The 26,007-nt window shown below is 65.8% G+C and carries 23 protein-coding genes and 2 tRNA genes; 17 read left to right on the plus strand and 8 right to left on the minus strand.

What is annotated here, in order from left to right:
• Window positions 1–38 precede the first annotated feature (38 nt).
• The 3 genes from hisD to mnmA all read right to left on the minus strand — a co-directional run bounded on the left by hisD (window position 39) and on the right by mnmA (window position 3,350).
• Window positions 39–1,328, minus strand: coding sequence for a histidinol dehydrogenase (hisD, locus tag A8G00_RS21105; protein WP_103001593.1), 1,290 nt, complete (start codon window positions 1,326–1,328; stop codon window positions 39–41).
• Between the two features lie 120 nt (window positions 1,329–1,448).
• Window positions 1,449–2,111 (minus strand): ATP phosphoribosyltransferase, encoded by a 663-nt coding sequence (gene hisG / locus A8G00_RS21110; RefSeq protein WP_103001594.1) that lies wholly within the window; start codon window positions 2,109–2,111, stop codon window positions 1,449–1,451.
• Between the two features lie 132 nt (window positions 2,112–2,243).
• Window positions 2,244–3,350, minus strand: a complete 1,107-nt coding sequence (gene mnmA / locus A8G00_RS21115) for a tRNA 2-thiouridine(34) synthase MnmA (protein ID WP_061938644.1) — start codon at window positions 3,348–3,350, stop codon at window positions 2,244–2,246.
• 124 nt (window positions 3,351–3,474) lie between these two features.
• Here mnmA and A8G00_RS21120 point away from each other — a divergent pair, with 124 nt between their 5' ends.
• The 3 genes from A8G00_RS21120 to A8G00_RS21130 all read left to right on the plus strand — a co-directional run bounded on the left by A8G00_RS21120 (window position 3,475) and on the right by A8G00_RS21130 (window position 4,592).
• A complete protein-coding gene (locus A8G00_RS21120) occupies window positions 3,475–3,771 on the plus strand; it encodes a hypothetical protein (RefSeq protein WP_025549749.1) in 297 nt (98 codons plus the stop codon).
• A 108-nt stretch (window positions 3,772–3,879) separates the two neighbouring features.
• Window positions 3,880–4,179, plus strand: a complete 300-nt coding sequence (locus A8G00_RS21125; RefSeq protein WP_007687284.1) for a DUF1153 domain-containing protein — start codon at window positions 3,880–3,882, stop codon at window positions 4,177–4,179.
• A 158-nt stretch (window positions 4,180–4,337) separates the two neighbouring features.
• On the plus strand, window positions 4,338–4,592 hold the full coding sequence (locus tag A8G00_RS21130; protein WP_025549750.1) for a GlsB/YeaQ/YmgE family stress response membrane protein: 255 nt from the start codon (window positions 4,338–4,340) through the stop codon (window positions 4,590–4,592).
• Between the two features lie 59 nt (window positions 4,593–4,651).
• Here A8G00_RS21130 and A8G00_RS21135 read toward each other — a convergent pair whose 3' ends face one another.
• Complete coding sequence (locus tag A8G00_RS21135) at window positions 4,652–4,900, minus strand: GlsB/YeaQ/YmgE family stress response membrane protein (protein ID WP_025549751.1); 249 nt, start codon at window positions 4,898–4,900, stop codon at window positions 4,652–4,654.
• Window positions 4,901–5,086: 186 nt separating this feature from the next.
• Between A8G00_RS21135 and A8G00_RS21140 the strand changes: the two genes are divergently transcribed.
• The 12 genes from A8G00_RS21140 to A8G00_RS21195 all read left to right on the plus strand — a co-directional run bounded on the left by A8G00_RS21140 (window position 5,087) and on the right by A8G00_RS21195 (window position 17,675).
• On the plus strand, window positions 5,087–6,259 hold the full coding sequence (locus tag A8G00_RS21140) for an efflux RND transporter periplasmic adaptor subunit (RefSeq protein WP_103001595.1): 1,173 nt from the start codon (window positions 5,087–5,089) through the stop codon (window positions 6,257–6,259).
• Window positions 6,260–6,311: 52 nt separating this feature from the next.
• Window positions 6,312–9,470 (plus strand): efflux RND transporter permease subunit, encoded by a 3,159-nt coding sequence (locus A8G00_RS21145; RefSeq protein ID WP_103001596.1) that lies wholly within the window; start codon window positions 6,312–6,314, stop codon window positions 9,468–9,470.
• A gap of 175 nt (window positions 9,471–9,645) precedes the next feature.
• A complete protein-coding gene (locus A8G00_RS21150) occupies window positions 9,646–10,770 on the plus strand; it encodes an 8-amino-7-oxononanoate synthase (RefSeq protein ID WP_061938638.1) in 1,125 nt (374 codons plus the stop codon).
• Window positions 10,767–11,384: a dethiobiotin synthase gene (gene bioD, locus A8G00_RS21155; protein ID WP_103001597.1), complete on the plus strand. Its 618-nt coding sequence runs from the start codon at window positions 10,767–10,769 to the stop codon at window positions 11,382–11,384. The genes A8G00_RS21150 and bioD overlap by 4 nt, the downstream gene beginning before the upstream one ends.
• A 110-nt stretch (window positions 11,385–11,494) precedes the next feature.
• Window positions 11,495–13,522 carry a M13 family metallopeptidase gene (locus A8G00_RS21160; protein WP_103001598.1) on the plus strand — a complete coding sequence of 676 codons (2,028 nt, stop codon included), beginning with the start codon at window positions 11,495–11,497 and terminating at the stop codon, window positions 13,520–13,522.
• A gap of 217 nt (window positions 13,523–13,739) precedes the next feature.
• A complete protein-coding gene (locus tag A8G00_RS21165) occupies window positions 13,740–14,159 on the plus strand; it encodes a DUF4168 domain-containing protein (RefSeq protein WP_061938629.1) in 420 nt (139 codons plus the stop codon).
• Between the two features lie 56 nt (window positions 14,160–14,215).
• Window positions 14,216–15,505, plus strand: coding sequence for an adenosylmethionine--8-amino-7-oxononanoate transaminase (locus tag A8G00_RS21170; protein ID WP_103001599.1), 1,290 nt, complete (start codon window positions 14,216–14,218; stop codon window positions 15,503–15,505).
• Between the two features lie 59 nt (window positions 15,506–15,564).
• Window positions 15,565–15,783: a translation initiation factor IF-1 gene (gene infA / locus A8G00_RS21175; RefSeq protein ID WP_003049127.1), complete on the plus strand. Its 219-nt coding sequence runs from the start codon at window positions 15,565–15,567 to the stop codon at window positions 15,781–15,783.
• A gap of 12 nt (window positions 15,784–15,795) precedes the next feature.
• A complete protein-coding gene (locus tag A8G00_RS21180) occupies window positions 15,796–16,368 on the plus strand; it encodes a nucleoside triphosphate pyrophosphatase (RefSeq protein WP_103001600.1) in 573 nt (190 codons plus the stop codon).
• A 6-nt stretch (window positions 16,369–16,374) separates the two neighbouring features.
• Window positions 16,375–17,364 carry a hypothetical protein gene (locus A8G00_RS21185; protein WP_061938618.1) on the plus strand — a complete coding sequence of 330 codons (990 nt, stop codon included), beginning with the start codon at window positions 16,375–16,377 and terminating at the stop codon, window positions 17,362–17,364.
• A complete protein-coding gene (locus A8G00_RS21190; RefSeq protein WP_103001601.1) occupies window positions 17,354–17,548 on the plus strand; it encodes a DNA gyrase inhibitor YacG in 195 nt (64 codons plus the stop codon). Before A8G00_RS21185 ends, A8G00_RS21190 begins: the two co-directional genes overlap by 11 nt.
• Window positions 17,549–17,599: 51 nt before the next feature.
• Window positions 17,600–17,675: transfer RNA gene (locus A8G00_RS21195), tRNA-Phe, on the plus strand.
• 180 nt (window positions 17,676–17,855) lie between these two features.
• Here the strand turns inward: A8G00_RS21195 and A8G00_RS21200 are convergent.
• Both A8G00_RS21200 and A8G00_RS21205 read right to left on the minus strand, forming a co-directional pair.
• Window positions 17,856–17,930 (minus strand) — tRNA-Thr (locus A8G00_RS21200).
• Window positions 17,931–18,190: 260 nt separating this feature from the next.
• Window positions 18,191–19,972 carry an aminopeptidase P family protein gene (locus A8G00_RS21205; protein ID WP_103001602.1) on the minus strand — a complete coding sequence of 594 codons (1,782 nt, stop codon included), beginning with the start codon at window positions 19,970–19,972 and terminating at the stop codon, window positions 18,191–18,193.
• A 93-nt stretch (window positions 19,973–20,065) separates the two neighbouring features.
• Between A8G00_RS21205 and A8G00_RS21210 the strand changes: the two genes are divergently transcribed.
• Together A8G00_RS21210 and A8G00_RS21215 are read left to right on the plus strand one after the other, a co-directional pair.
• Window positions 20,066–22,141 carry a S9 family peptidase gene (locus tag A8G00_RS21210; protein WP_103001603.1) on the plus strand — a complete coding sequence of 692 codons (2,076 nt, stop codon included), beginning with the start codon at window positions 20,066–20,068 and terminating at the stop codon, window positions 22,139–22,141.
• A 106-nt stretch (window positions 22,142–22,247) separates the two neighbouring features.
• Complete coding sequence (locus A8G00_RS21215; protein ID WP_103001604.1) at window positions 22,248–22,646, plus strand: thioesterase family protein; 399 nt, start codon at window positions 22,248–22,250, stop codon at window positions 22,644–22,646.
• A gap of 85 nt (window positions 22,647–22,731) precedes the next feature.
• Here A8G00_RS21215 and A8G00_RS21220 read toward each other — a convergent pair whose 3' ends face one another.
• Together A8G00_RS21220 and A8G00_RS21225 are read right to left on the minus strand one after the other, a co-directional pair.
• On the minus strand, window positions 22,732–23,715 hold the full coding sequence (locus tag A8G00_RS21220; RefSeq protein ID WP_103001605.1) for a TerC family protein: 984 nt from the start codon (window positions 23,713–23,715) through the stop codon (window positions 22,732–22,734).
• Between the two features lie 392 nt (window positions 23,716–24,107).
• Window positions 24,108–25,967 carry an ABC transporter ATP-binding protein/permease gene (locus tag A8G00_RS21225; RefSeq protein ID WP_048578824.1) on the minus strand — a complete coding sequence of 620 codons (1,860 nt, stop codon included), beginning with the start codon at window positions 25,965–25,967 and terminating at the stop codon, window positions 24,108–24,110.
• Window positions 25,968–26,007 lie beyond the last annotated feature (40 nt).

The following is a 26,007-nucleotide window of genomic DNA, read 5'->3' on the forward strand; positions in this document are numbered from 1 at the left end:
CTGTCGAAGCCCTTTGCCGAACGCAGCGAGGGGGGAAATTATTTCAAACGCAGCGCCACCGATGCAGCATGGGCCGGAAGCCCCTCCGCCTCCGCCAGCGCGACGGCGGCGGGGCCGATGGCGTCGATGGCGTTCTGATCGAGGCTGAGGAAGCTGGTGCGCTTCATGAAGTCCAGCACCGAAAGGCCGGAGGAGAATCGCGCCCGGCGGCCGGTCGGCAGCACATGGTTCGGCCCGGCGACATAATCGCCCACCGCTTCCGGCGTCATCCGGCCCAGGAAGACGGAACCGGCATGGCGCACCTGCTTGAAGAGCGCGTCGGGATCGTCGACCGCCAGTTCCAGATGCTCGGCCGCCAAGCGGTCGACCAACGGCATGGCCTCTTCCAGGTCGCGCACGACGATGATCGCGCCATTGGCGTTCCAGCTCGCGCTCGCGACCGCCTGCGTGGCGAGCAGGGGCAGGCGCTTTTCCACAGCCGCCGCCACCGCATCGGCAAAGGCCGCATCGTCGGTGAACAGGATCGACTGGCTGGTCGGGTCATGCTCCGACTGGCTGAGCAGGTCGGCGGCGATCCAGTCGGCATCGTTCTTCCCATCGGCCACCACGACGATCTCGGAAGGCCCCGCGACCATGTCGATGCCGACCACGCCGTAAAGCTGGCGCTTCGCCTCCGCCACCCAGGCGTTGCCGGGGCCGGTGATGACGTCGACCGGCCTGATCCGGTCCGTGCCATAGGCCAGCGCCGCCACCGCCTGCGCCCCACCGACGCGCCAGATCTCCTCGATCCCGGCGATGGCGGCCGCGGCCAGCACCAGCGGATTGATCTCGCCATTAGGGGTGGGCGTGACCATGGCGATGCGCTCGACGCCCGCGACCCTGGCGGGGATGACGTTCATCAGCAGCGAACTGGGATAGGCCGCCCGCCCGCCCGGCACGTAAAGCCCGGCAGCATCCACCGCATTCCAGCGCGCGCCGAGACGGACGCCCGCCGCGTCCACGCTGTCGCTGTCCTGCGGCTTCTGCTTTTCATGATAGGCCGCGATCCGCGCCGCCGCGAGTTCCAGCGCGTCGCGCAATTCGGTCGAAAGGCCGTCCAGCGCCTTGCGGCATTCGGCGGGTTCGACCGCCCAGCCGCTGACGTTCAAATCATGCCGGTCGAAACGGCTGGTATAGTCGGCCAGCGCCGCATCGCCCTCGGCGCGCACGCGCTTCAGGATAGCGGTGACGTCGCGCGACACATCCTCATCGGCCTCGCGCCGGGCATCGACCAGGGCGGCGAAGGCGGCTGCGAAATCGCTGTCGGCGGTGGAAAGGCGGAAGGTCATGGGCGCACCCCTTCCATTGCCGTCATCCCCGCGGAGGCGGGGATCCATCTCCCATAAGACGCACCAAGCGCAACGTGCGGGAGACGGGTTCCCACCTGCGCGCGAACGACGGTGAAGGGATCACGCCGCATCCTTGACCCCCACGGCCTTGCGGAAGGCATCCACCAGCGGCGTCAGTTCCGCCGATCGCATCTTGAACGCGGCGCGATTGACGATCAGCCGCGCCGACACCTGCATGATGACATTGGTTTCCACCAGCCCATTGGCCTTCAGCGTCGCGCCCGAGGACACAAGGTCCACGATCCGCCGCGACAGGCCCAGCGAAGGGGCCAGCTCCATCGCGCCGTTCAGCTTCACGCATTCCGCCTGAATGCCACGCGCCTCATAATATTTGCGCGTCAGGTGGGGATATTTGGTCGCCACGCGCACATGGCTCATCGCCGCTTCGTCCTCGTCGGCAAGACCTTCGGGTTCCGCCACCGACAGGCGGCAATGCCCCATGTCGAGGTCGACGGGCGCATAGATTTCCGAATAGTCGAACTCTTCCAGCACATCCGATCCGACGATGCCGATCTGCGCCGCGCCATGCGCGACGAAGGTCGCCACGTCGAAGGCGCGCACGCGGATGATCGACACGTCCGGCCGGTTGGTGGCGAAACGGAGGGCGCGGCTCTTCTTGTCATGGAATTCCGCCTCCGGCTCGATACCGGCCTGGGCGAGCAGGGGCAGCGCCTCATCGAGGATGCGGCCCTTGGGAATGGCGAAGGTGAGCGGACGAGTCATGACGCGCGGGCCTTACTTGCGAAAGCCTGAAAGAACAAGGTCGCGCAGGCCCACCCCCAACCCCTCCCGCCTGCGGGAGGGGAGCGAGACTTGCCATGCCGCAGGCGTAGCTTAGTCGCAGCGGGGAGGGGCTTACGCCGCCTCCGCCAGCGCCGCTTCCGTCGCTGCGATCCAGCCGCCGCCCAGCACCCGGTCCCCGGCATAGAGCACCGCCGCCTGCCCGGGCGCGACGCCATATTCGGGCGCGTCGAAGACCAGCCGCTCGCCCTCCAGCCGGGCCGGGACGGGTTTGGCCATGGAGCGCACCTTGGCCGTCAAGGGCCCGGAAAAATCCCCGCCCAGCCAGTTGATGTCGCTCAGCCTTGCCGCCGAAACCGCGAGCGCTGCCTTCGGCCCGACGATCACCCGCCGCGCCTGCGCATCCAGCCGCACGACATAGAGCGGTTCGGCCTGGCCGCCGATCTCCAGCCCTTTGCGCTGGCCGACGGTATAGTGGATCATCCCCTTGTGCGTGCCCATCACGCGGCCGTCGATATGGACGATGTCGCCGCCCTCATCAGCGTCGGGCCGCAGCTTGCGCACGATCTTCGCATAGTCGCCGTCCGGCACGAAGCAGATGTCCTGGCTGTCGGGCTTCATCGCCACCGACAGGCCCAGTTCCGCCGCGATCTCCCGCACCTGCGGCTTGGGCAGGCCACCCAGCGGGAAGCGCAGATAGTCGAGCTGCACCTGAGTCGTGGCGAAGAGGAAATAGCTCTGGTCCCGCGCCGGATCGGCGGCGCGATGCAGTTCGGCGCCCTGCGCTCCCTCCACCCGACGCACATAATGGCCGGTGGCCAGGCAGTCGGCGCCCAGATCGCGGGCTATTGCAAACAGATCGGTGAACTTCACCCCCATATTGCATTTCACGCAGGGGATGGGCGTGCGCCCGGCCATATATTCGTCGGCAAAATCAGCGATCACCGAATCCCGGAACCGGCTTTCATAATCAAAGACATAATGGGCGATGCCGATGCGATCCGCGACCGCCCGCGCGTCGCGTATGTCCTGCCCGGCGCAGCAGCTTCCCGTCCGCCCCACCGCCGCGCCATGATCGTAGAGCTGGAGCGTGACGCCGATGGTCTCCGCCCCCGTGCGCGCGGCGAGCGCTGCGACGACGCTGCTGTCCACGCCGCCGGACATGGCGACGACGATGCGCCGCGCATCGAGCGGCTCGTTTAGCTGGAACTGGGGCTGCATGCGCGCGCATATAGTCGCCCGCCCTTCGGGGTGCCAGACGAATTCAACGTTTCGTCGCATTCCATACCCCATTTTGGGGGCAAATTTACCGGACCTTATCCTTTGCTCCGTAAACCGCTCTCCCATGGATCTGGGATTCCTCAGGACGGGCGGGCTCAAGGCCGGCTTCGTCAAGCCTTCGGGCCGGCGGCGCGTGCCGGTCTGGCCGTCCTTGCGGGCCGCTTCGGCGGCGGCGCAGGCGGCCAGCCCCACCGCGCAGGCGGTCGCAGGCGTCCTGCGGGGGCAGGAGATCGAGGGAGACTGGGTTCAGGAACTGGCCGATATTCTCGCGCCACGTTCCGGCGGCAAGATCGAGGCCGTGGGGCTCGCGGGCAGCTTTAACCCGTTGATCGCGAACCGTTTAAAGGTGGGGAAAGGATGATGAAGGGGGCGTTTACCGTGGCGCTTTAGGGCCTGTTCAGGGCTTGAAGCGCAAACAGGCAAGCACTGCTGAAATCGGCAACGCCAGTGCCGCTTATTGAGGGTGATAATGATCGAAAACCAGAAAATCAGACCTGCACAGGTCGTCGGGCCGCTGGGAGAACCCCTGACTCTGGAAAGCCTGCCGCCCGTCGATACGACTCGCTGGGTCGTGCGCCGCAAGGCTGAAGTCGTGGCGGCCGTGAACGGCGGCCTGCTGACCGTGGACGAAGCCTGCGCGCGCTATTCGCTGACGCTGGAGGAATTTGCGAGCTGGCAGCGCGCCGTCGACCGTTCGGGCATGCACGGCCTGCGCGTGACGCGCATCCAATATTACAAGTCCCTCTACGAACGGCAGCAGAAATACTGATCATCCGTTTCAGCAATGAAGGGTCGCACAGGAAGGCCGCCGGATATGTCATCCGGCGGCCTTCTTCTTTGTCAAGTGCGAAAGGGAACGTAACGCCGACTTCTCCGTTGAACAGATCAGCCCACCCGAAAGGGGCTATGGTCCAAGGAGAGTGAGAAATGGGCATCATCTTGTGGCTCGTTGTCGGCGGCATCATCGGCTGGCTTGCCAGCATGGTCATGCGGACCGACGCACAACAGGGCATCCTGCTGAACATCGTCGTCGGCATCGTCGGCGCGTTCATCGGCGGCCTGATCTTCAGCGGCGGTTCGATCAATGACGGCCTGACGCTTTACAGCTTCCTCGTGTCGCTGGTCGGCGCCATCATCCTGCTCGCGATCGTCAATCTGGTCCGTCGCGGTTCGGTCCGCTAAACAGCGCCAGAGACGATCAAAAGGGCCGTGCCCCGAAAGGGCGCGGCCCTTTTTTGCGTTCAGCCCCGCCCGGAGAAGAAGCGATAGAGCGCCAGCACGCCGATCGCCCCCAGCACCGCCGCGATGAAGCTCGCCTGCTCGCCGGGCGCATAGACGCCCAGCAGCCGCCCGACATAGCCCGCCAGCAGCGCGCCGGCGATGCCCAGCAATATGGTGACGACGCAGCCGCCCGGATCGCGCCCGGGCATGACCAGCCGCGCGATGGCACCCGCGAACAGGCCGACCATGATCCATCCGAGCAATTCCATCGCCGCCCTCCAGCCGCCATACAGGGCATAGCGCCATAGTCGTGCCGCTTTGGCAAGGGCCCGCAGGCGCGGCGGAAGGGCTTTGCCGTCCTCCGCACCGCCGTGATAATGGGGGCTTGAGCCGGGTGATGTATTCATATAATACAGCAACCCGAACGGCGCCTATGGCCGAAAGATGGGTTCAGGATGAATTACGAAACTTCATTGGTCGGCGACGCTCCGGCAGATGTCCTTGGCGAGCAGGAGGAACGCTCCGTCTGGCGCCGTCGGCTGACGATCGGCGCCGTGATCGCGATCATCCTGATCGCCGCCGCCACCTGGGTCAGCATGCACGGCAAAGGGGCGGAGGCGCCCGCCGGCGCCGTGCAGGCGCCGGTCGTGACGGTGATCAGCCCGGGCCGGTCGACCGTATCGAACACCGTCAGCGCCACCGGATCGCTCGCGGCGCGGGTGGAGATGCCGGTGGGCGTGGTCGGGGAAGGCGGCGCGGTGACGCGCGTGCTGGTCCAGCCGGGCGACTGGGTGCGCGCCGGCCAGGTGCTGGCGACGGTCGAACGCTCCGTCCAGACCGAGCAGATCCGCTCCCTCGCCGCGCAGGTGGAGGTCAACCGCGCCGACGCCAAGCTGGCGCAGGCGCAGCTCGACCGCGCCCGGGCGCTGGTGTCGCGCGGCTTCATCAGCCAGGCCGACATCGACCAGCGCACCGCCACCCGCGACGCCGCCAATGCCCGCGTCAGCGTCGCCGTCGCGCAACTGGCCGAACAGCGCGCCCGCACCGGCCGCCTCGACATCCGCGCGCCCGCCGCGGGCCTGGTGCTGACCCGCGCGGTGGAACCTGGCCAGATCGTGAGTTCGGGCAGCGCCGTGCTGTTCCGCATGGCGAAGGGCGGGGAGATGGAGATGCTGGCCCAGGTCAGCGAGGGCGATCTGGCCGCGATCCGTCCGGGCAACAGCGCCACCGTGACCCCGGTCGGCGGCACGGCGCAATTTGCCGGGCGCGTCTGGCAGGTGTCGCCGGTGGTCGACAATCAGACCCGGCAGGGCATCGCCCGCATCGCCATCCCCTATAATCCGGCGATCCGTCCGGGCGGCTTCGCGTCCGCCGCGATCGTCAGCGGCACCGGCTCCGCGCCGATGCTGCCGGAATCGGCGGTGCAGAGCGACGAGAAGGGCAATTTCGTCTATGTCGTCAACGGCCGGGACGAGGTGCAGCGGCGCGACGTCAAGATCGGTCAGGTGACCGATGCGGGCGTGTCGATCCTGAACGGCCTCAACGGCGACGAACGCATCGTGGCTTCGGCCGGCGCGTTCCTGACGCCGGGGCAGAAGGTGAAGCCGGAAGCCGGCAAGTCGAAATGAAGCGGCGGGATGCGTCTGACCGGCGCATCCACCGGCAGGCGAGGAAGCCGTCATGAGTTTTCGTAATATCTCCGCCTGGGCCATCCGCAACCCGGTGTCGCCGATCGTCCTGTTCGTCGCGCTGCTGCTGGCCGGTCTGGTCAGCTTCAGCCGGATGGACGTCAACCAGAATCCCGACGTCAGCTTCCCCATGGCCAGCGTCGTCGTGCGCCAGCCCGGCGCCGCGCCGACGGAGCTGGAGACGCAGGTGACGCAGCGCGTCGAGGCCGCCGTGCGCGGCATCAGCGGCGTGGACGAGATCACATCCTGGGTGTCGGAGGGCGAATCCAACACCAATGTGCAGTTCCAGATCGGCACGCCCGTCGACCGCGCCGTCAACGATGTGAAGAACGCCGTCGACCAGATCCGCAGCGACCTGCCCGAAGGGATATTGGAGCCGCAGGTCAGCCGGGTGGACATCGACGGCGGGCCTATCGCCTATTTCAGCGCCGAAGCGACCGACATGACGCTGGAGGAGCTGTCCTGGTATGTCGACAATACGGTGGCGAAGCGGCTGCTGGCCGTGCCGGGCATGGCGGCGGTCAAGCGCGGCGGCGGCGTGTCCCGCGAAATCCGCGTCATATTGGACCCGGCCAAGCTGCAGTCGCATGGCATCACGGCGTCCCAGGTCAACCAGCAGCTTCAGCAGGTGAACCTCAACGCGGCGGGCGGCCGCACCGAAATCGCGGGCGCCGAACAGGCGATCCGCGTGCTCGGCAACGCCCGCGACGCCTATGCCCTGGGCCAGACCCAGATCGCCATTTCCGGCGGCCGCACCGTCAAGCTGGCCGATCTGGCCGACGTGCGCGACATGTATGCCGAACAGCGTTCGCTGTCCCTGATGAACGGGCGGCAGGTGACCAGCTTCAGCATGGAAAAGGCCAAGGGATCGTCCGACGTCACCGTCTTCGACGAGGCGATGAAGGTGCTGGACCAGCTCCGGAAGGAAAATCCGAAGGTCCAGTACAAGCAGCTCTACACCAGCGTCGAATATACCAAGGGCCAGTATCACAGCGCCATGCAGGCGATGATCGAGGGCGCGGTGCTGGCCGTCGTCATCGTCTTCCTGTTCCTGCGCGACTGGCGCGCGACCATGATCTCCGCGCTCGCCATTCCGCTGTCCGCGATCCCGGCCTTCTGGTTCATGGACATGATGGGCTTCACGCTGAACGGCATCTCGCTGCTGGCGCTCAGCCTGGTGGCGGGCGTGCTGGTCGACGACGCCATTGTCGAGATCGAGAATATCGTGCGCCACATGCGCATGGGCAAAAGCGCCTATCAGGCATCCATCGACGCCGCCGACGAAATCGGCCTCGCGGTGCTGGCGACCACCATGGCGATCGTCGCGGTGTTCCTGCCCGTCGCGCTGATGCCGGGCATTTCGGGACAGTTCTTCATTCAGTTCGGCATGACCGTGGTGGTCGCGGTGCTGCTCAGCCTGGCGGTCGCGCGCCTGATCACGCCGATGATCGCGGCCTATTTCCTGAAGGCGCATGGCCAGGAAAGCCATGGCGAGGGCTGGCTCATGGACGCCTATATGGCCGTGCTGCGCTGGTCGCTGGACGAGCGCAACGCCGTCGCCCATCGCGCCCGTGGCGGCATGGCCCGCTTCACCGCCTGGATTCGCGACCACCGCATCTGGACGCTGGGCATGGGTTTCCTGGCCTTTGTCGCCACGATCTTCGCCTTCGGCACGCTGCCCATGTCGTTCCAGCCGACGATCGACACCGATTTCAGCCAGGTGAAGATCGAAACCGTGCCCGGCAGCACCCTGCAACAGACGACGGCGATCACGCGCAAGGTCGCGGACATGCTCGCCGCCGACAAGGATATGGTAGAGGCCGCCTTTGCCGACATCCAGACGACGGGCGCCGACATCTTCCTGACATTGAGGAAGGACCGGCCCATCTCCTCCGTCGAATGGGAACGCAAGGTCGCGCCCAAATTCCAGCAGGTGGCCGACGCCCGCGTCAATTTCCAGTCGCAGTCGGGCGGCGGCTTCGGCCGCGACATCATCATCATGTTCGGCAGCGACGATCCGGTGAAGCTGGAGGAAACCGCCAACAGGCTGGTGGCGGAAATGGCGGGCATCCATGAAATCCGTGCGCCGCGGGTGGCGGGCGACATGAACCGGCCGGAAATCGTCATCAAGCCGCGCTTCGACCTGGCCGCCAGCCTGGGCGTCACCACCGCCGCGCTCAGCCAGACGATCCGCGTCGCGACGATCGGCGACATCGACCAGAACAGCGCCAAATTCTCGCTGTCCGACCGGCAGATTCCGATCCGCGTGGCGGTCGCGGAAAACAGCCGGCGCGACCTTGCGACGATCCAGAACATGCCGGTGCCCACGGTCAGCGGCGGGTCCGTACCGCTGAAGGTCGTGGCCGACATAGAATTCGGCGCGGGCCCGACGCAGATCCGCCGCTACAACCAGATCCGCCGCATCGTCGTCGGCGCGGACCTCGCGCCGGGCATCGTGACCAGCCAGGCCATGGCCAAGATCGACGCCCTGCCGACCATGAAGGCCATCGCCGCCGGCAAGATACTGGGCGTGCAGAAGCTGAATACCGGCGACAGCAAGTGGCAGGCGGAGATGATCCAGAATTTCGTCATCGCCGTCATTTCCGGCATCATGCTGGTGCTGGCGGTGCTGACGCTGCTCTACAAGCGGCTGATGCCTCCGTTCGTCAACCTGGGGTCGCTGCTGCTGGCGCCGCTGGGCGGGGCGGTGGCGCTGCACCTGACCGGCAATCCGGTGTCCATGCCGGTGCTGATCGGCCTGCTGATGCTGCTGGGCATCGTCGCCAAGAACTCCATCCTCGTCATCGACTTCGCGCTGGAGGAAATGGGCAAGGGCGTGCCGAAGCTGGAGGCGATCATCGACGCCGGGCACAAGCGCGCCCAGCCCATCGTCATGACCACCGTGGCGATGGTGGCGGGGATGGTGCCCACGGCCCTGTCGCTGGGCGGCGACGGCGCATGGCGCGCGCCCATGGGCATCACCGTGATCGGTGGGCTCATCCTCTCGACCGTGCTGACGCTGGTGATCGTGCCCGCGACATTCAGCCTGGCGCTGGGGATCGAGGAATGGGTCGGCCCGCGCCTGGGCCGCCGCCTGCTGACCTACAAGCCTGGCGACAACCGCGCTGCGACGGCGCAACCGGCGGAATAGGGTGGTTTCTGCCTTTCAGCTTTTCTCATAATGCGCCGTGCTCCCGCGAAGGCAGGGGCACGGTTCACCTGAACCGAACGCGAACGCCCGCTATCCGCCCCACCGTGCCAAAGCCGGACGGCGGACCGGCGGTCGGGCTTGCCCGCTCCCGCTCCGCGGGCCTATAGGCCGCGCCATGACCAGCGAACCCTTCCGTTCGCAGCTCGCCGCGCTGGAAAAGCGCGGCCGCCTGCGCAGCCTGACGCCTCGCGCGGGGCGCGACTTCGCTTCCAACGACTATCTCGGCCTGGCGGGCGATCCGATCATCGGTCAGGCCGTGGCCGATGCCGTGGCGCGCGGGGTGCCGGTGGGGTCCGGCGGATCGCGCCTGCTGCGCGGCAACGCGCCCGAACATGAAGGGCTGGAGGCGAAGGCCGCCGCTTTCTTCCGCACCCAGGCGGCGCTGTTCATGGCCAACGGCTTTGCCGCCAATCTGGCGCTGTTCTCCACCCTGCCGCAGCGCGGCGACCTGATCGTAGCGGACGAGCTGATCCACGCCAGCGTCCATGACGGCATCCGCATGTCGAAGGCCGCGGCCGTCTTCGCCCGCCACAATGATGTGCAAAGCTTTGCCGACCTGATCGCCGCCTGGCGGCAGGAGGGCGGCAAGGGGCGGGTGTGGATCGCGGTCGAAACGCTCTATTCGATGGACGGCGACATGGCGCCGCTCGGCGACCTCGCGACGCTGGCGGCCAGGCATGACGCCATGCTGATCCTGGACGAGGCCCATGGCACCGGCGTCTTCGGCCCTTCCGGACGGGGCCTGTCGGCAGGGCTGGACGGGCTGCACAATGTCGTGACGCTGCACACCTGCGGCAAGGCGATGGGCGTGGAGGGCGCGCTGATCTGCGGGCCGCGCATTCTGATCGATTACCTCATCAACCGGGCGCGCGCCTTCATCTTCTCGACCGCGCCGTCGCCGCTGATGGCGGTGGCGGTCTCCGCCGCGCTGGACCGGATCGAGCAGGCGGGCGACCTGCGCGAGCGGCTGAAGACGCTGATGGTCGATGCGGGCGAGAATATCTGCGCGCCGCTCGGCCTGCCAAGCCCGCGCAGCCAGATCGTGCCGGTGATATTGGGCGAGGACCGTCGCGCCATGGCCACCGCCGCCGCCTTGCAGGAGGCCGGCTTCGACGTGCGCGGCATCCGTCCGCCGACGGTGCCGCCGGGCACCAGCCGGCTGCGCATCTCGCTGACGCTGAACGTGGGGCGCGCCGACATCGCCGCCCTCGGGGACATTTTGCGGCGGGTGGCGGCGTGAGCGGCTTCATCGTCACGGGCACCGATACGGACATCGGCAAGACGGTCTTTGCCGCCGGCCTGGCGGGGGCCCTTGGCGCCCATTATTGGAAGCCGGTGCAGGCGGGCGTCGATCCGGAGGGCGACAGGGAGCGGGTCGCCGCGCTGTCGGGCCTGCCTCCGGCGCATATCCTGCCCGAAGCCTATCGCCTCACCACGCCCGCTTCGCCCCATCTGGCGGCGCGGATCGACGGGGTAGAGATCGCGCTTGACCGGCTTGTCCTGCCGAAGGTGGACGGCCCGCTGGTGGTCGAGGGCGCCGGCGGCCTGATGGTGCCGGTCAGCGACAGGATGCTGATGATCGACCTGTTCGCGCATTGGGGCCTGCCTGCGATCCTTTGCGCGCGGACGGGGCTTGGCACCATCAACCACAGCCTGCTCAGCCTGGAGGCTCTGCGGGCACGGGCCATCCCCATCGCCGGCATCGTCTTCATCGGCGAACCGCATGAGGAAAATGAACGGATCGTTCCGCTGCTGGGCAAGGTTCCCAGCCTTGGCCGCCTGCCCTGTCTCGATCCGCTGGATGCGGGGCAGTTGCGGACGGCTTTCGCAGCATCGATCCGTCTGCCCGGCTAAAGACCGGTGAGGCAAAGCGGAAAGCGCCCAAGTTTTTCGACAAACGACATGGACATCCTCGCTTCGAAGCGCTCAATTCCTTGCATCGCATAAAGCAAGGGAAAGCTTTGATGAAATATCTCCTCCTCGGCGCGGCGGCAGTTGCGCTGGCAGCAGGCGCGTCCGTGGCCCAGACCGGTCAGACGACCGATCCGGCCGCAAAGCCCACCTATGGCAGCTACGGCTTCGACAGCGCCGGCATGGACAAGTCGGTGAAGCCCGGCGACGATTTCTACGACTACGCCAATGGTAGCTGGGCGAAGAACACGCCCATCCCCGCCGACAAGTCCAATTACGGCGCTTTCAACACGCTGGACGATCTGTCCCGCGAACGGACCAAGGCCATTCTCGACGCCGCGCAGGGCGATCCGAACAGCAAGATCGGCAATGCCTATGCCAGCTATCTCGACGCCGCGACGGTGGAGAAGAAGGGCCTGACCCCCGTCAAGCCGTGGCTCGCGAAGATCGGGGCGGTGAAGGACAAGGCGTCCTATGCCCGGCTTGCCGCCGAAGCCGCCCGCGCCGGCATCGACGGCCCCTTCGGCTTCTACGTCAATCAGGACGACAAGGACCCGGAAACCTACGTCCTCGTCCTGCACCAGTCGGGCCTGGGCCTGCCCGACCGCGACTTCTACCTGGAACCCGACGCCAAGATGGCGGCGATCCGCACCGCCTATGTCGCGCATCTGGAAAAGATGCTGACCCTCGCGGGAGAAAGTGATGCCAAGGCCCGCGCCGCCGCGCTGATGGCGTTCGAAACGGACGTGGCCAAGGTCCACTGGACCCAGGTCGACAGCCGCGACGCCGACAAGACCTATAACAAGATGACGCTGGCCGATCTGCAAAAGGCCGCGCCGGGCTTCGACTTCGCCGCTTTTTTCGCCGCCAACAGGCTCGCGCCCAAGGATCTGCTGGTGTCGCAGCCCAGCGCCGTGGCCGGGGAAGCCGCGCTGATCGCCAAGACCCCGGTCGGCGTGCTCAAGGACGCGCTGCTGCTGCGCACGCTGCACGGCTTTGCCGACCAGTTGCCGGACGCGGTCGCCAATGAGAATTTCGCCTTCTACGGCACCACCCTCTCAGGCACGCCGGAGCGCGAGGCGCGCTGGAAGCGGGCGGTGGACTTCCTCAAATCCTCCATGGGAGAGGAAGTGGGCAAGGTCTATGTCGCCAAATATTTTCCGCCCGAAACCAAGGCGGCGATGGACCAGCTCGTCAGGAATGTGATCGCCGCCATGGGCCGCCGCATCGACGGTCTCACCTGGATGAGCGACGCCGCCAAGGCCCGCGCCCACAAGAAGCTGGCGGCCTTCACGCCCAAGATCGGCTATCCCGACAAATGGCGCGACTATAGCGGCCTGACGATGCAGCGCGGCGACCTGTTCGGCAATGCGCTGCGGTCGAACCAGTATGAGTTCGACTATCAGATGGGCAAGCTCGGCAAGCCCATCTATCGCTGGGAATGGGGCATGACCCCGATGGAGATCAACGCCTACGCCAATTTCGGCATGGTGGAGATCGTCTTCCCTGCCGCCATCCTGCAACCGCCCTTCTTCGACCCCCATGCCGATCCGGCGGTCAATTATGGCGGCATCGGCGCGGTGATCGGCCATGAACTCAGCCATCATTTCGACGATCAGGGCGCGAAATATGATGAGACCGGCAAGCTCAACCAATGGTGGAGCGATCAGGACGTCGCCAATTTCAGGGCGCTGACCGACAGGCTGGTCAAGCAATATGACGCCTATGAACCCTTCCCGGGCGCGCATGTGAAGGGCGCCTTCACGCTGGGCGAGAATATCGGGGACCTGGCCGGAGTCGCGGTGGCGCTGGACGCCTATCATGCGTCGCTGGGCGGCAAGCCCGCGCCGGTGATCGACGGCACCACCGGCGACGAGCGCTTCTTCCTGGGCTGGGCGCAGGTGTGGCGGCGCAATTATCGCGAACCCAATCTGCGCCAGCGGCTCGTCACCGATCCCCATTCGCCATCGCAATATCGTACCGACACCGTACGCAACTTCGATCAGTGGTATGCGGCTTTCAAGCCTGATGCGGGCGGCAAGATCTATCTTGCACCGCAAGATCGCGTGAAGATCTGGTAAGGATATGGAGCGGGGGCCGGAAGTGATTCCGGCCCCATTTTCGTTCTTGTTACGTAATGATTTCATCGGACGATGAATCGTGAGTTACAGGCGATTAACCGCATTTTCTTTGTTGACCGTCTCTTAAATGCAACATTTTGTCGGATCGCCCTTTAATCGGTTCAACCTCTTCCTCAGCTTGGCGTTCAAAGTCTGTGCAAGTTTGAGGAGAAGCATTTTGACGGGTCTGAAATCAATCATTCTGAAAAGCGGCATGGCCTCGATCGCGCTGGCGGTCGCAGGCCCGGCGCTGGCGCAGGGCGCTGCCGCTCCCGCTGCCCCGGCTGCTCCAGCGGCGGCGGGCGCGAGCACATTCAGCGATGCGGAGATCAAGCAGTTCGCCGCCGCTGCGGTCGAGGTGACGAAGATCCAGCAGGATACGTCCATCGCGGAAGCCGACAAGCAGCCCAAGATGCTGGCCGCGCTTCAGGCGTCCGGCATCCCGCCGGAAAAGTTCAACCAGATCGGTCAGGCGGCTGCGGCTGACCCCGCGCTCCAGCAGAAGATCCAGGCGGCGGCTCCGTCCGCGCCCGCCGCTCCGGCGGCGCCTGCGGCCGGTGCGGCTCCGGCTTCGCCGGCCACGCCGCCCGCCCAGTAAACGCGGCGTTGGAAGCATCATTGCATTGGGAGAGGTCATCGGCCTAAGCAGCGGCCATGACCTCTCCCGTCTGGCACCCTTTTTTCCAGCATGGCTTGAACGAGCCGATCCCCCTCGTCCGCCGGGCCGAGGGGGCTTTGCTGCATCTGGCCGACGGCGGCACGCTGATCGACTGCATTTCAAGCTGGTGGGTCACGACCCACGGCCATTGCCATCCCCGGATCGCCGCGGCGATCGCCGGGCAGGCCGGGCGGCTCGACCAGCTGATCTTCGCCGGCTACACCCATGAACCAGCGGAGGAGGTGGCGCGCGGGCTGATCGAACTGGCTCCCAGGGCCGCGGATCGCGACCCGCTCGCTCATGTCTTCTTCTCGGACAGCGGCTCCACGGCGGTCGAAGTGGCGCTGAAAATGGCGCTTGGCTACTGGCACAACCGGGCGCTGGACGGCCTTTCCGACCCGCGCCACCGCATCCTCGTCCTCCAGCACAGCTATCATGGCGACACCATCGGCGCCATGTCGGTGGGGGAACGCGGGGTCTATAACGCCGCCTGGTCGCCGCTGCTGTTCGATGTGGACACGATCCCCTTTCCCCATGAGGGCAAGGAACAGGCGACGCTCGACGCGCTGGAGGCCGCCTGCGCGCAAAGGCCGGCGGCCTTCATCGTCGAACCGCTGATCCTGGGGGCAGGGGGGATGCTGATCTATCCGCCTTCCGTCCTGCGGGACATGGCGGCGATCTGCGCGCGCCACGACGTCCTTATCATCGCGGACGAGGTGATGACCGGCTGGGGCCGCACCGGCGCCCTTTTCGCCTGCGATCAGGCCGGCGTGGTGCCGGACATCATGGCCGTGGCGAAGGGCATCACCGGCGGCGCGATCCCGCTCGCCGCGACGCTCGCCACGCCGCGCATCTTCGACGCGCACAGGTCCACCGACCGCGCCCGCCTTTTCTACCATTCCAGCAGCTACACGGCCAACGCCATCGCCTGCGCCGCCGCCGCCGCCAATCTCGCCATCTGGCGGGAGGAGGATGTGCTTGGCCGCATCGCGACTCTCGGCCAGGCCATGGCGGATCGACTCGAAAAACTCGGCGCGCATCCCGCCTTTGCGGGGCCTCGCCGGCTGGGCGCCATCGCCGCCATCGACCTGATCACGCCGGACGCCGGCTATCTGTCCGACATCGCGCCGCGCCTGCGCGCCTTTGCCCATGAAAACGGCCTCTTGCTGCGGCCGCTGGGAAACACCATCTATCTGATGCCGCCCTATTGCCTTGACGCAGATCAGCTCGATCACGTCTTCGCGGTGCTTCAAAAAGCCGGTGAAAAGTTCGGACGTCCCGCCTGACTTTCTTTTTCCGCATTTTGGCGCTATGGCGGCGCGATTTTTCGGCTTTCCAGGATATTATGGCAAAAGAAGAACTGCTTGAAATGCGCGGACAGGTTGTGGAGCTTCTCCCCAACGCCATGTTCCGCGTGCGGCTTGAAAATGATCACGAGATCCTCGGCCACACTGCCGGCAAGATGCGCAAGAATCGCATCCGCGTGCTGGTGGGCGACGAAGTGCTGGTCGAACTGACCCCCTACGACCTGACCAAGGGTCGGATCACCTACCGCTTCAAATAAGCCGCCTCACGCATGCGGCTCATCCTTGCTTCGGCTTCTCCCAGACGGTGTGAACTTCTGGGTCAGATCGGCGCGTCTCCGGACGCGGTGGACCCGGCCGACCTCGACGAAATACCCCGGAAGGGCGAACTTCCCGCCGCCTACGCCGCTCGCGTCGCCGCCGAAAAGGGCGCGCTGGTGGCGGGGCGTCACCCCGGCGCCTTGATCCTGTCTGGCGACACGGTGGTCGCCGCCGGTCGCCGCATCCTGCCCAAGACGGAAACGGAAGCCGAAGCGCGCGAGTGCCTCCAACTCCTGTCCGGCCGCCGCCATCGCGTCTTCAGCGCAATCGCCCTGATCGAGGCGGAGGGCAAGGCCCGCCACCGCCTCTCGACCAATATCGTCACGTTCAAACGGCTCGATCGCGCTGAAATCGAAGCCTATATCGCTTCTGAAGAATGGCGCGGCAAGGCGGGCGGCTATGCGATACAGGGCCGCGCCGCCGGACTCATCCGCGCCATCCAGGGCAGCCACAGCGCGATCATGGGTCTGCCCCTCTACGAAACCCGCGCGCTGCTCAAGGCAGCGGGCTATCCACTGGACTAACCGCACATGGCCGAATGGCTCTACGAAGAAGGCATTGGCGAGGCCCGCGCCGCGCTGATCGAAAAGGGCCGGCTGGTCGAAGCGCAGATCGAACGGGAAAGCGACGCCGCCCGTGCCGGTGCGGTGATGCAGGGCAAGCTGATCCGCACCGTCATCCCGAAGAAGCGCGGCATCGCCCGCCTGATCTCCGGCGAAGAGGTTCTGGTCGAACCCATCCCGCCGAAGATCGCGGAGGGCGCGACAATCCTCCTCGAAATCCTGCGCGAAGCCATCCCGGAGGAAGGGCGCGCCAAGCTCGCCAAGGCGCGCATCGCCCAGCCCGGCTCCAAGGCGCATCCCGCCCCCAGCCTGCTCCAGCGCCTGCGCGCCACCGGCCTGCCCATCGTCCCCTGCCCCGCGCATGAGGAAGACCGCTTCGAAGCCCATGGCTGGAGCGAACTGATGGAAGAGGCGATTTCCGGCGAGATCGGCACGGAGGAAGCGGCGCTGCGCATCTTCCCCACCCCCGCGATGATCCTGATCGACGTCGACGGCTCCCTGCCCCCGGCCAAGCTCGGCCCCAAGGGCGCGAAGCTGGCGGCGCAGGCGATCCGCCGCATGGGCCTGACCGGCTCGATCGGCATCGACCTGCCGACGATGAACAACAAGGACGAGCGCGCCGTCGCCTCCGCTCAGATCGACAAATATCTGCCGCTCCCCTTCGAGCGCACGGCGGTCAACGGCTTCGGCTTCGTCCAGATCATCCGCCGCCGGGAACGCATGAACCTCATGGAACTGCTCCGCGCCGACCCCGTCGAGACGGCGGCCCTGGCGCTGCTGCGCCGCGCCGAGCGCCACGGCAATGGCGGCCCGGCGACGATCACGGCAGCGCCTGCGATCATCGACCGCCTGCACAAGGCGACCGACTGGATCGAACAGCTCGCCAAACGGCGCGGCGGCGTGATCGGCTTGAAGGCGGACGCGGCACTGACCATATCGGCCGGCCATGTCTCCTAAAGCCTCCTCCTGCCCGATCTGCGGCCAGCCCTCGCACCCCGAACCCCGCCCTTTCTGCGGAAAGGCCTGCCGCGATCGCGACCTTCTGCAATGGCTGGGCGAGGGCTACCGCGTCCCCGGCGCACCTGCTTCGGACGAGATGAAAAAAAGTGACGAAGATGGGGTAGACAGCACCCCGACCTGATGCCTATAGGCACGCCTCACCAAACGACAGGTGGTCCTCACCGTCGCCCGTGCCCGGGTAGCTCAGTTGGTAGAGCATGCGACTGAAAATCGCAGTGTCGGCGGTTCGACTCCGTCCCCGGGCACCATTTCCCCTATATTCCATAGGCCTATGACCGTCGGGAATGACGGTATATATTTGGCCGGCTTGCGGTATATCGTCCACTGCCATCCGGGTGATGGCTCCGCGACGATACTTGCGCACCCGTTCAAGCCAGGCGCTTATTTCGGCTTTGGGAAAATCTGCATCACAGACAGATCAGGAAAAATGGTGCTGCCGGTGAGGATTGAACTCACGACCTCAGCCTTACCAAGGATGCGCTCTACCACTGAGCTACGGCAGCACTATTTTCAGTTCCATCCGGCTTATCGCGCCGGCGGAGCCGGGCCTATGGCTGCCTCCTCGCGCCATGTCAAGGCGGCTTGCGGCAGAAGATGCAATTTGATTATGGGCGGGCCATGACAAACGGTCAGGACGAACGGAAAGAGCGCTTGGCGCAAGCGTTGCGGGACAATCTGCGTCGCCGCAAGGCACAGTCCCGCGAATCGCGCGAGGCGGAACCCCCCCGACACCCCGACAGCCCCAAGGGGTAATTCCGATCCGTTACAGCGGGGCGCAGGCCGCCTTCAGCCACTCGAGCGCGCCGCCCTCCAATTGCGGCCCCACGACCTCCAGCACCCGGGCGTGATAGGCATCCAGCCATGCGCGCTCCTCGTCCGTCAGCAACTCCGTCGCGATCGCATTCCGGTCGATGGGCGCGTAGGTCAGGGTTTCGAAACCCAGCATCTCCCGCTCCGCTCCCGGCACGTCGCGGGGTTCGACCAGCACCAGATTCTCGATGCGGATGCCATATTCGCCGGTCTTGTAATAGCCCGGCTCGTTGGAAAGGATCATCCCCGCCTGAAGCGCTTCGTCCCCGCCGCCGAAGGTCGCGATCCGCTGCGGCCCTTCGTGCACCGACAGGAAGCTGCCGACGCCATGCCCGGTGCCATGGGCATAATCCAGCCCTTCCGCCCAAAGGAACTGACGCGCCAGCACGTCGAGCTGCCCGCCCCGCGTCCCCTTGGGAAACTGCGCGCGGGCAAGGGCGACATGCCCCTTCAGCACCAGGGTGAAGCGGCGCTTCATCTCCTGTGTCGGCGTGCCGATGGCGACGGTGCGGGTCACGTCGGTCGTGCCGTCGCGATATTGCCCGCCCGAATCGACCAGATAGAAGCTGCCCGTCTCGATCGGCCGGTTCGTCTTCTCCTCCACCCTGTAATGCACCACTGCGCCATTGGGGCCCGCGCCGGAAATGGTGTCGAAGGACAGGTCCTCCAGCAGCCCGGTCTCCTTGCGGAACGTCTCCAGCTTCGCCGCCGCGCCCAGTTCGTCGACGCAGCCCTTGGGCGCCTCGGTCGCGATCCAGTGAAGGAAGCGGCTGAGCGCCGCGCCGTCCCGCGCCTGCGCCGCCTTGTGCCCGGCAATCTCGACCGGGTTCTTCACCGCCTTGGGCAGCACCGCCGGATCGCGCAACGCCAGCACATGCGCGCCGCCGGCCTCCAGGCCAGTGAAGATCGCCGCCACCGCCCGTTCGGGATCGGCGGCGACCGTCTTGCCCGCAAAGCCCGCCAGCGCATCCGCGAACGCCGCGCGGTCATGCACCCGCACCGCATTGCCCAGATGCTTCACCACCGCTTCGTCGATCTTCTCCGGCGCGACATAGAGGTCCGCGGTCGCATCGGCATGGACGATGGCATAGGCGAGCGCGACCGGCGTCCGCTCCACATCCTTGCCCCGGATGTTGAAGGTCCAGGCCAGCGAATCGAGTGCGGACAGCACCGCCGCATCGGCATGCTTCGCCACCAGCCAGTCGGCCATGGCCTGCCGCTTCTCCGCCGCCGACTGCCCGGCATAGCGGTCCTCATGCACTACCAGCTTGGCGTCGCTGGGCGCGGGGCGGTCGGGCCATATGGCGTCGACCGGATTGGTGTCCACCGCCACCAGTTCCGCGCCGCGTTCGGCCAAAGCCTCGCTCGCGGCCTTCACCCAGGCGCGCGTATGCAGCCAGGGATCATAGCCGATCCGTCCGCCGACCGGCGCATGCTCGCCCAGCCACGCCGCGACGGAGGTTTGCGGCACGCTCTCATATTGCCAGTGCGCGCCATCCACCTGCTCGCGCACCTGCAAGGTATAGCGGCCGTCCACGAAGATCGCGGCCTCCTCCGGCAGCACCACCGCGCTGCCCGCAGACCCCTGGAAACCGGTCAGCCAGGCCAGCCGCTGCGCATAGGCGCCGACATATTCGCTCATATGCTCATCGGTCAGCGGCACGACAAAGCCATGCAATTCATCGCGCACCAGTTGGGCGCGCAGGGCTTTCAGCCGGTCTTCATAGCTAGACATCAAATTTCCCTTGGACTTGCCGGCCCTCTTGCGCAGGGCCTATGGCCGCCAACATAAGCAGACCAGCACAGTTTCGCCAGATCAGGACATTGAATGACCGTTCCCGCCCAAGTCCCTGCCGCCGCCCGCCGCCCGTACAGCTTCACCCGTCACGGCATCACCGTGCAGGACCCCTATGCCTGGCTGCGCGATCCCGGCTATCCGGAGGTGAAGGACAGGGACGTGCTCTCCTATCTGGAGGAGGAGAATGGCTTCTTCGAGGCCGCGATGCAGCCGCACAAGGCGCTGACAGACCGCCTGTTCGAGGAGATGAAGGGCCGCATCAAGGAAGATGACAGCTCGGTCCCGCAGAAGGACGGCGACTATATCTACTGGCGCGCGTTCGAGGTCGGCGCCCAATATCGCAAATGGTATCGCAGACCCGTGGCCGCCCGGGACGACGGCGCCGAGGATCAGCTCATCCTGGACGAACCCGCGCTGGCGGAGGGGCATGACTATTTCCGCCTGGGCGCCCTGTCGGTCAGCCCGGACGGCCGCTACCTCGCCTATGCCATCGACAATAATGGCTCCGAACGGTTCGAGGCGCGGATCAAGGACCTCTTCACCGGCGAAATCCTGCCGGAGGTGATCCCCGATACCCTATCCTCGCTGGTCTGGACGAGCGACAGCAGGGGACTGCTCTACGGCATCGCCAATGAACAATGGCGCACCGACAATGCCCGCCTCCACTGGCTGGGCCAGCCGGTGGAAAGCGACGTCGAACTCTTCCATGAGGATGATGAGGGCTTCCGCGTCTCGGTCGGCCTCACCTCATCCGAAAAATGGATCGTGATCGCGACCGGCGACCATGTGACCAGCGAGGTCTGGCTGCTCCCCGCCGACGATCCCACCGCCCAGCCGCTGCTCGTCGCCCCGCGCAAGCCGGGCCGCGAATATGAGGTGGATGAGCATGAGGGCACGCTCTACATCCGCACCAACGACACGCATCCCAATTTCCGGTTGGTGAAGGCGTCGCTGGAAAATCCCGGCGACTGGGCCGAAGTGATCGCCCCGGACGCGCATTTCTATCTGACCGACTTCACGCTGTTCAAGGGCTTCTACGTCACGGAGGGGCGGCAGGACGGCCTCGACCAGATCGAACTGCGCGACTATGCGACCCACAGCGCCAGGCGCATTCCCTTCCCGGAGGCGAGCTATTCGGCGTCGCTGGACGATAATCCCGAATATGACGTGACGAAGCTGCGCATCGGCTATGAATCGATGGTCACGCCCGACACCATCTACGACTATCACCTCGCCACCGGTGAGCTGGAAGTGCTGAAGGTGCAGGAGATTCCCTCCGGCTATGATGCGACCCGCTACGCGACCGAGCGTCTCATGATCCCGGCCCGCGACGGCACGCCGATCCCGGTGTCGATCGTCTATCCCAGGGATCTGCCCCGCGACGGCAGCGCGCCGCTGCACCTCTATGGCTATGGCGCCTATGGCATTGCGATGGAGCCGGGCTTTTCCACCAGCCGCCTGTCGCTGCTGGACCGGGGCTTCGCCTTTGCGCTGGCCCATATCCGGGGCGGCGACGACCTCGGCCAGCAATGGTATCTGGACGGCAAGCTCGACAAGCGCACCAACACCTTCACCGATTTCGTGGACGTGGCGAAGGGGCTGATCGAGCGTGGCTACACCTCGAAAGGTCGGATCAGCATTTCCGGCGGATCGGCGGGCGGCGAGTTGATGGGGGCAGTCATCAATTCGGACCCCGACCTGTGGGGCGCGGTGGTGGCCCATGTGCCCTTCGTGGACGTGCTCAACACCATGCTGGACGAAACGCTGCCGCTGACGCCGGGCGAATGGCCCGAATGGGGCAATCCGATCGAGGACAAGGCGGCGTTCGAGACGATCCTGTCCTATGATCCCTACAGCAATGTCAGCGCCCAGGCCTATCCGCCGCTGATGGTGACGGCGGGCCTCAACGACCCGCGCGTGACCTATTGGGAACCCGCCAAATGGGTGGCGAAGCTGCGCGCCACCAAGACGGACGGCAACATCCTGCTGCTCAAGACCAATATGGGCGCGGGCCATGGCGGCAAGTCGGGCCGCTTTGAAAGCCTCCACGAAACGGCGGAGGAATTCGCCTTCATCCTCTGGCAATTGGGCATCGACGAGGCATGAAGGCGCCCGCCTCTCCTCCGTTCGCTTTGAGCTTGTCGAAGGGGCTCTCTTTTCTCGAAAAAGGAAGGGGCTTCGGCAGGCTCAGCCCGAACGGAGGGAGAGGATAATGTCCTCCACCTACACCACCCAATTCACCGCCGGTCCCGGGCATATCGACATTCTGGGCCATGTGAACAACGCCGTCTGGGTCCAGTGGATGGAGCAGGTCGCCACCGAGCATTGGACCCGCGACGCCGCGCCGGAGCATCTCGACGCCTATGTCTGGGTCGTGACCCGGCATGAGATCGACTATCGCGGCAATGTCCGGGAAGGCGAAACCGTCACCGCCCGCACCTGGATTCCCGAAGGCCCGCGCGGCGCCCGTTTCGACCGGCACATGGAATTCACCGGCCCGGACGGCAAGGTGAAGGTCGCGGCCAAGTCCACCTGGGCGATCATCGACCGTGAAACGGGCCGCATCCTCCGGGTTCCCCCCGAAGTCGCGGCCCGCTTCCTGACCTCCTGACCGCCTGCAACCCATGTCCGTCATCCCCGCGCAGGCGGGGATCCATCTCCCGGCATAAGGTCTGGACGCAAGGCCGAGGTGTCGCTTACGCCACCCGCCTTCCCTCTTCCCGCGTCTTCCACAGCGACCAGCCCACCCCCGCGCCGATAAGCGCGAAGGTGACGCCCAGGCTGAGGACCGGCGGAAACTTGTCGCCGCCTAGCAGGAAGTCCGCCACGAAGATCTTCGCTCCGATGAACACCAGGATCGCGGCCAGCGCATATTTCAGATAGTGGAAGCGGTGCACCATCGCCGCCAGCGCGAAATAGAGCGCCCGCAGGCCCAATATCGCCATCACGTTCGACGTGTAGACGATGAAGGTGTCCGTCGTGATCGCGAAGATCGCGGGCACGCTGTCCACCGCGAACACCAGGTCCGCGAAATTGATCACCACCAGCGCCAGCAGCAGGGGCGTCGCCGCCGTCACCGCCCGGCCGGTCTTCGGATCGGTCATGCGCGCCAGGAAATGCTCGCCATGCAGCTCCGGCGTCACCCGCATATGGCGGGAAATGAAGCGGATCGCCGGATTGTTGCCGACGTCCATCGGCTTGTCCCCGGTGAACATCATCCTGATGCCGGTGAAGATCAGGAAGGCGGCGAACAGGTACAGCACCCAATAGGCCTGATGCAGCAGCATCGCCCCGCCCGCGATCATCAGGCCGCGCAGCACGATCACGCCGATGATGCCCCAGAGCAGCGCGCGATACTGATATTTGGCCGGAATCGCGAAATAGGAGAAGATCAGGCTGATGACGAAGACATTGTCGATGGACAGCGCCTTCTCGATGAAGAAGCCGGTGAAATATTGCATGCCCGGCTCAGGCCCGCGGACGAACCAGACCCAGAGGCCGAATGCGCAGGCGATGCTGATGTAGAAGACGGAAAGTTTCAGGCTCTCCCTGATGCCGATTTCCTTGTTCTCCTTGTGCAGGAAACCAAGGTCGAAGGCGGTCAGCGCCACGACGATGGCGAAAAAGGCGAGCCAGAACCAGGCGGGCGTCCCCAGCCAGTCCGTGACGAGAAATTCCATGGGATATGCTCCTCTCGTTCAACGACAAAGGTCGATCGGAGAATCCGCTGCCATGAATGGGGGATGGGGTGAGCCAGACCGCCATGCGCATCGGATAGTCCGATGCGGTCCGACATCACGCGCTGGGAAAAGCGCGCCAGAGGGGCCCGGTCCGCGAGGGGGGAGGATAAAGGGTGAGGCGGCAAAAATCAACCGGCCTGAGGTGTTCCGGCGGGTTTTGGCCAATCCAAGACCTTCCCCTCCCGCAGGCGGGAGGGGTTAGGGGTGGGCGCGAGCGCAGCGAGCTTCTGACTTAGCCGTTGCAAAACAGCGCAGATGCCGCGCCAGCCCACCCCCTAGCCCCCTCCCGCCTGCGGGAGGGGGAATGTCCGCAATCCAACCCAAGGCAGCCGTCACCCTCTCCCGCCAGGCCCTTCCACCACCTCAAACACATCCTCGATCCCCGGCTCGACCGGCATATCGTCCCGCTCGGTCGCCTGCCGCGCCCACATCGCCGCATAAAGCCCGTCCGCCCGCACCAGATCGCCATGCCGCCCGCGCTCGACCACGCGGCCCTTCTCCATGACGATGATCTCATCGGCATCGACCACGGTGGAAAGCCGGTGCGCCACGATCAGCGTCGTGCGCTTGCGCGCGATGCTGCGCAGCACGTCCTGAATCTCCGTCTCGGTCCGGCTGTCGAGCGCGCTGGTCGCTTCGTCCAGCACCAGAACCGGCGGGTCCTTCAGCAGCGTCCGCGCAATCGCCACCCGCTGCTTTTCGCCGCCGGACAGCTTCAATCCCCGCTCGCCCACCCGCGTCTCATAGCCCTGCGGCAGGCCCATGATGAAATCATGGATCGACGCAGCCTTTGCCGCCGCCTCGATCTCTTCCTGCGTCGCGCCCTCGCGCCCATAGCCGATATTATAGCCGACCGTATCGTTGAACAGCACCATGTCCTGCGGCACGATGCCAATCGCTGAACGCAGCGACTGCTGCGTCACCGCCGATATGTCCTGCCCGTCGATGCTGATCCGCCCACCCTGTATGTCGTAGAAACGGAACAGCAGCCGCGCGATGGTGGACTTGCCCGCGCCAGAAGGCCCCACAATCGCCAATGTCCTGCCGGCGGGCACGGTGAAGCTCACCCCGTGCAATATCTCCCGCTCCGGATCATAGCCGAAATGCACATGGTCGAAGCGCACTTCGCCCGCCTCGACATGCAGCATCGGGGCGTCCGGCGCGTCGCTGATCTCCGCCTGCGTGTCGATCAGCCTGTACATCGCCTCCATGTCGATCAGCCCCTGGCGGATGGTGCGATACACCATGCCCAACAGGTCGAGCGGCCGGAAAAGCTGGCTCAGCAGCGTGTTCACCAGCACCACGTCGCCGGTCGAGAACTGACCCCGGCTCCACCCCCAGACGGTGTAGCCCATCGCCCCCGCCATCATCAGGTTGGTGATCAGCGACTGGCCGATGTTCAGCCAGGCAAGGCTGTTTTCCGACTTCACCGCCGCGTCGGCGTACCGCCGCATCGCCTTGCCGTAACGGGTGGCTTCGCGCTCCTCCGCGCCGAAATATTTGACCGTCTCGAAATTCAGCAGGCTATCGACGGCATGGGCGACCGCATTGGTGTCCATGTCCACCATGTCGCGGCGAAGCTGGTTGCGCCATTCGGTGATGGTCCGGGTGAACCAGATATAGAGCGCCACCATGACCAGCGTCGCCGCGACCAGCCCGGCTCCGAACTTCACGAAGAAGATCACGCACACCGCCGCCAGTTCCAGCACCGTCGGCGCGATGTTGAAGAGGAGGAAATAGAGCATCGTATCGATGCTCTTGGTGCCGCGCTCGACGATCTTGGTGACGGCCCCGGTACGCCGGTCGAGATGGAAGCGCAGCGACAGCCGGTGCAGGTGGACGAACACATCGTCGGCCAGCCGCCGCCCGGCTTCCTGCCCGACCCGCTCGAAAATGGCGTTGCGCAGATTGTCGAACAGCACGCTGCCGAAGCGCGCGCCCGCATAGGCGACGACCAAGGCGATGGCGAGGCCCGCGCCGGATTCCATGCCCGGCGCCATGCGGTCGATCGCGCCCTTATAGGCGAAGGGCATGGCAAGGCTGACGACCTTCGCCACCAGCACCAGCGCCATGGCGATGGCGACGCGCCGCCGCAGGGCCGGGGCGTCGGCGGGCCAGAGATAGGGAAAGAAGCGCCGCATCGTCGCCCAGACGGGCGGAAGGGGGCTATTGTCGGGCGTGGATGGCGGCATGGGGGTTATGTAATGGGGAAGCCTTCACCTCACAATAAGC

This window comes from Sphingobium sp. SA916, assembly GCF_002894065.1.
Classification (GTDB): Bacteria; Pseudomonadota; Alphaproteobacteria; order Sphingomonadales; family Sphingomonadaceae; genus Sphingobium; species Sphingobium fuliginis.

Bases quoted from the DNA above. Each gene is read 5' to 3' on its own strand.
- hisD (WP_103001593.1), bottom strand. From the start codon at position 1,328: ATGACCTTCCGCCTTTCCACCGCCGACAGCGATTTCGCAGCCGCCTTC.
- hisG (WP_103001594.1), bottom strand. From the start codon at position 2,111: ATGACTCGTCCGCTCACCTTCGCCATTCCCAAGGGCCGCATCCTCGAT.
- mnmA (WP_061938644.1), bottom strand. From the start codon at position 3,350: ATGCAGCCCCAGTTCCAGCTAAACGAGCCGCTCGATGCGCGGCGCATC.
- A8G00_RS21120 (WP_025549749.1), top strand. From the start codon at position 3,475: ATGGATCTGGGATTCCTCAGGACGGGCGGGCTCAAGGCCGGCTTCGTC.
- A8G00_RS21125 (WP_007687284.1), top strand. From the start codon at position 3,880: ATGATCGAAAACCAGAAAATCAGACCTGCACAGGTCGTCGGGCCGCTG.
- A8G00_RS21130 (WP_025549750.1), top strand. From the start codon at position 4,338: ATGGGCATCATCTTGTGGCTCGTTGTCGGCGGCATCATCGGCTGGCTT.
- A8G00_RS21135 (WP_025549751.1), bottom strand. From the start codon at position 4,900: ATGGAATTGCTCGGATGGATCATGGTCGGCCTGTTCGCGGGTGCCATC.
- A8G00_RS21140 (WP_103001595.1), top strand. From the start codon at position 5,087: ATGAATTACGAAACTTCATTGGTCGGCGACGCTCCGGCAGATGTCCTT.
- A8G00_RS21145 (WP_103001596.1), top strand. From the start codon at position 6,312: ATGAGTTTTCGTAATATCTCCGCCTGGGCCATCCGCAACCCGGTGTCG.
- A8G00_RS21150 (WP_061938638.1), top strand. From the start codon at position 9,646: ATGACCAGCGAACCCTTCCGTTCGCAGCTCGCCGCGCTGGAAAAGCGC.
- A8G00_RS21160 (WP_103001598.1), top strand. From the start codon at position 11,495: ATGAAATATCTCCTCCTCGGCGCGGCGGCAGTTGCGCTGGCAGCAGGC.
- A8G00_RS21170 (WP_103001599.1), top strand. From the start codon at position 14,216: ATGACCTCTCCCGTCTGGCACCCTTTTTTCCAGCATGGCTTGAACGAG.
- infA (WP_003049127.1), top strand. From the start codon at position 15,565: ATGGCAAAAGAAGAACTGCTTGAAATGCGCGGACAGGTTGTGGAGCTT.
- A8G00_RS21180 (WP_103001600.1), top strand. From the start codon at position 15,796: ATGCGGCTCATCCTTGCTTCGGCTTCTCCCAGACGGTGTGAACTTCTG.
- A8G00_RS21185 (WP_061938618.1), top strand. From the start codon at position 16,375: ATGGCCGAATGGCTCTACGAAGAAGGCATTGGCGAGGCCCGCGCCGCG.
- A8G00_RS21190 (WP_103001601.1), top strand. From the start codon at position 17,354: ATGTCTCCTAAAGCCTCCTCCTGCCCGATCTGCGGCCAGCCCTCGCAC.
- A8G00_RS21205 (WP_103001602.1), bottom strand. From the start codon at position 19,972: ATGTCTAGCTATGAAGACCGGCTGAAAGCCCTGCGCGCCCAACTGGTG.
- A8G00_RS21210 (WP_103001603.1), top strand. From the start codon at position 20,066: ATGACCGTTCCCGCCCAAGTCCCTGCCGCCGCCCGCCGCCCGTACAGC.
- A8G00_RS21215 (WP_103001604.1), top strand. From the start codon at position 22,248: ATGTCCTCCACCTACACCACCCAATTCACCGCCGGTCCCGGGCATATC.
- A8G00_RS21220 (WP_103001605.1), bottom strand. From the start codon at position 23,715: ATGGAATTTCTCGTCACGGACTGGCTGGGGACGCCCGCCTGGTTCTGG.
- A8G00_RS21225 (WP_048578824.1), bottom strand. From the start codon at position 25,967: ATGCCGCCATCCACGCCCGACAATAGCCCCCTTCCGCCCGTCTGGGCG.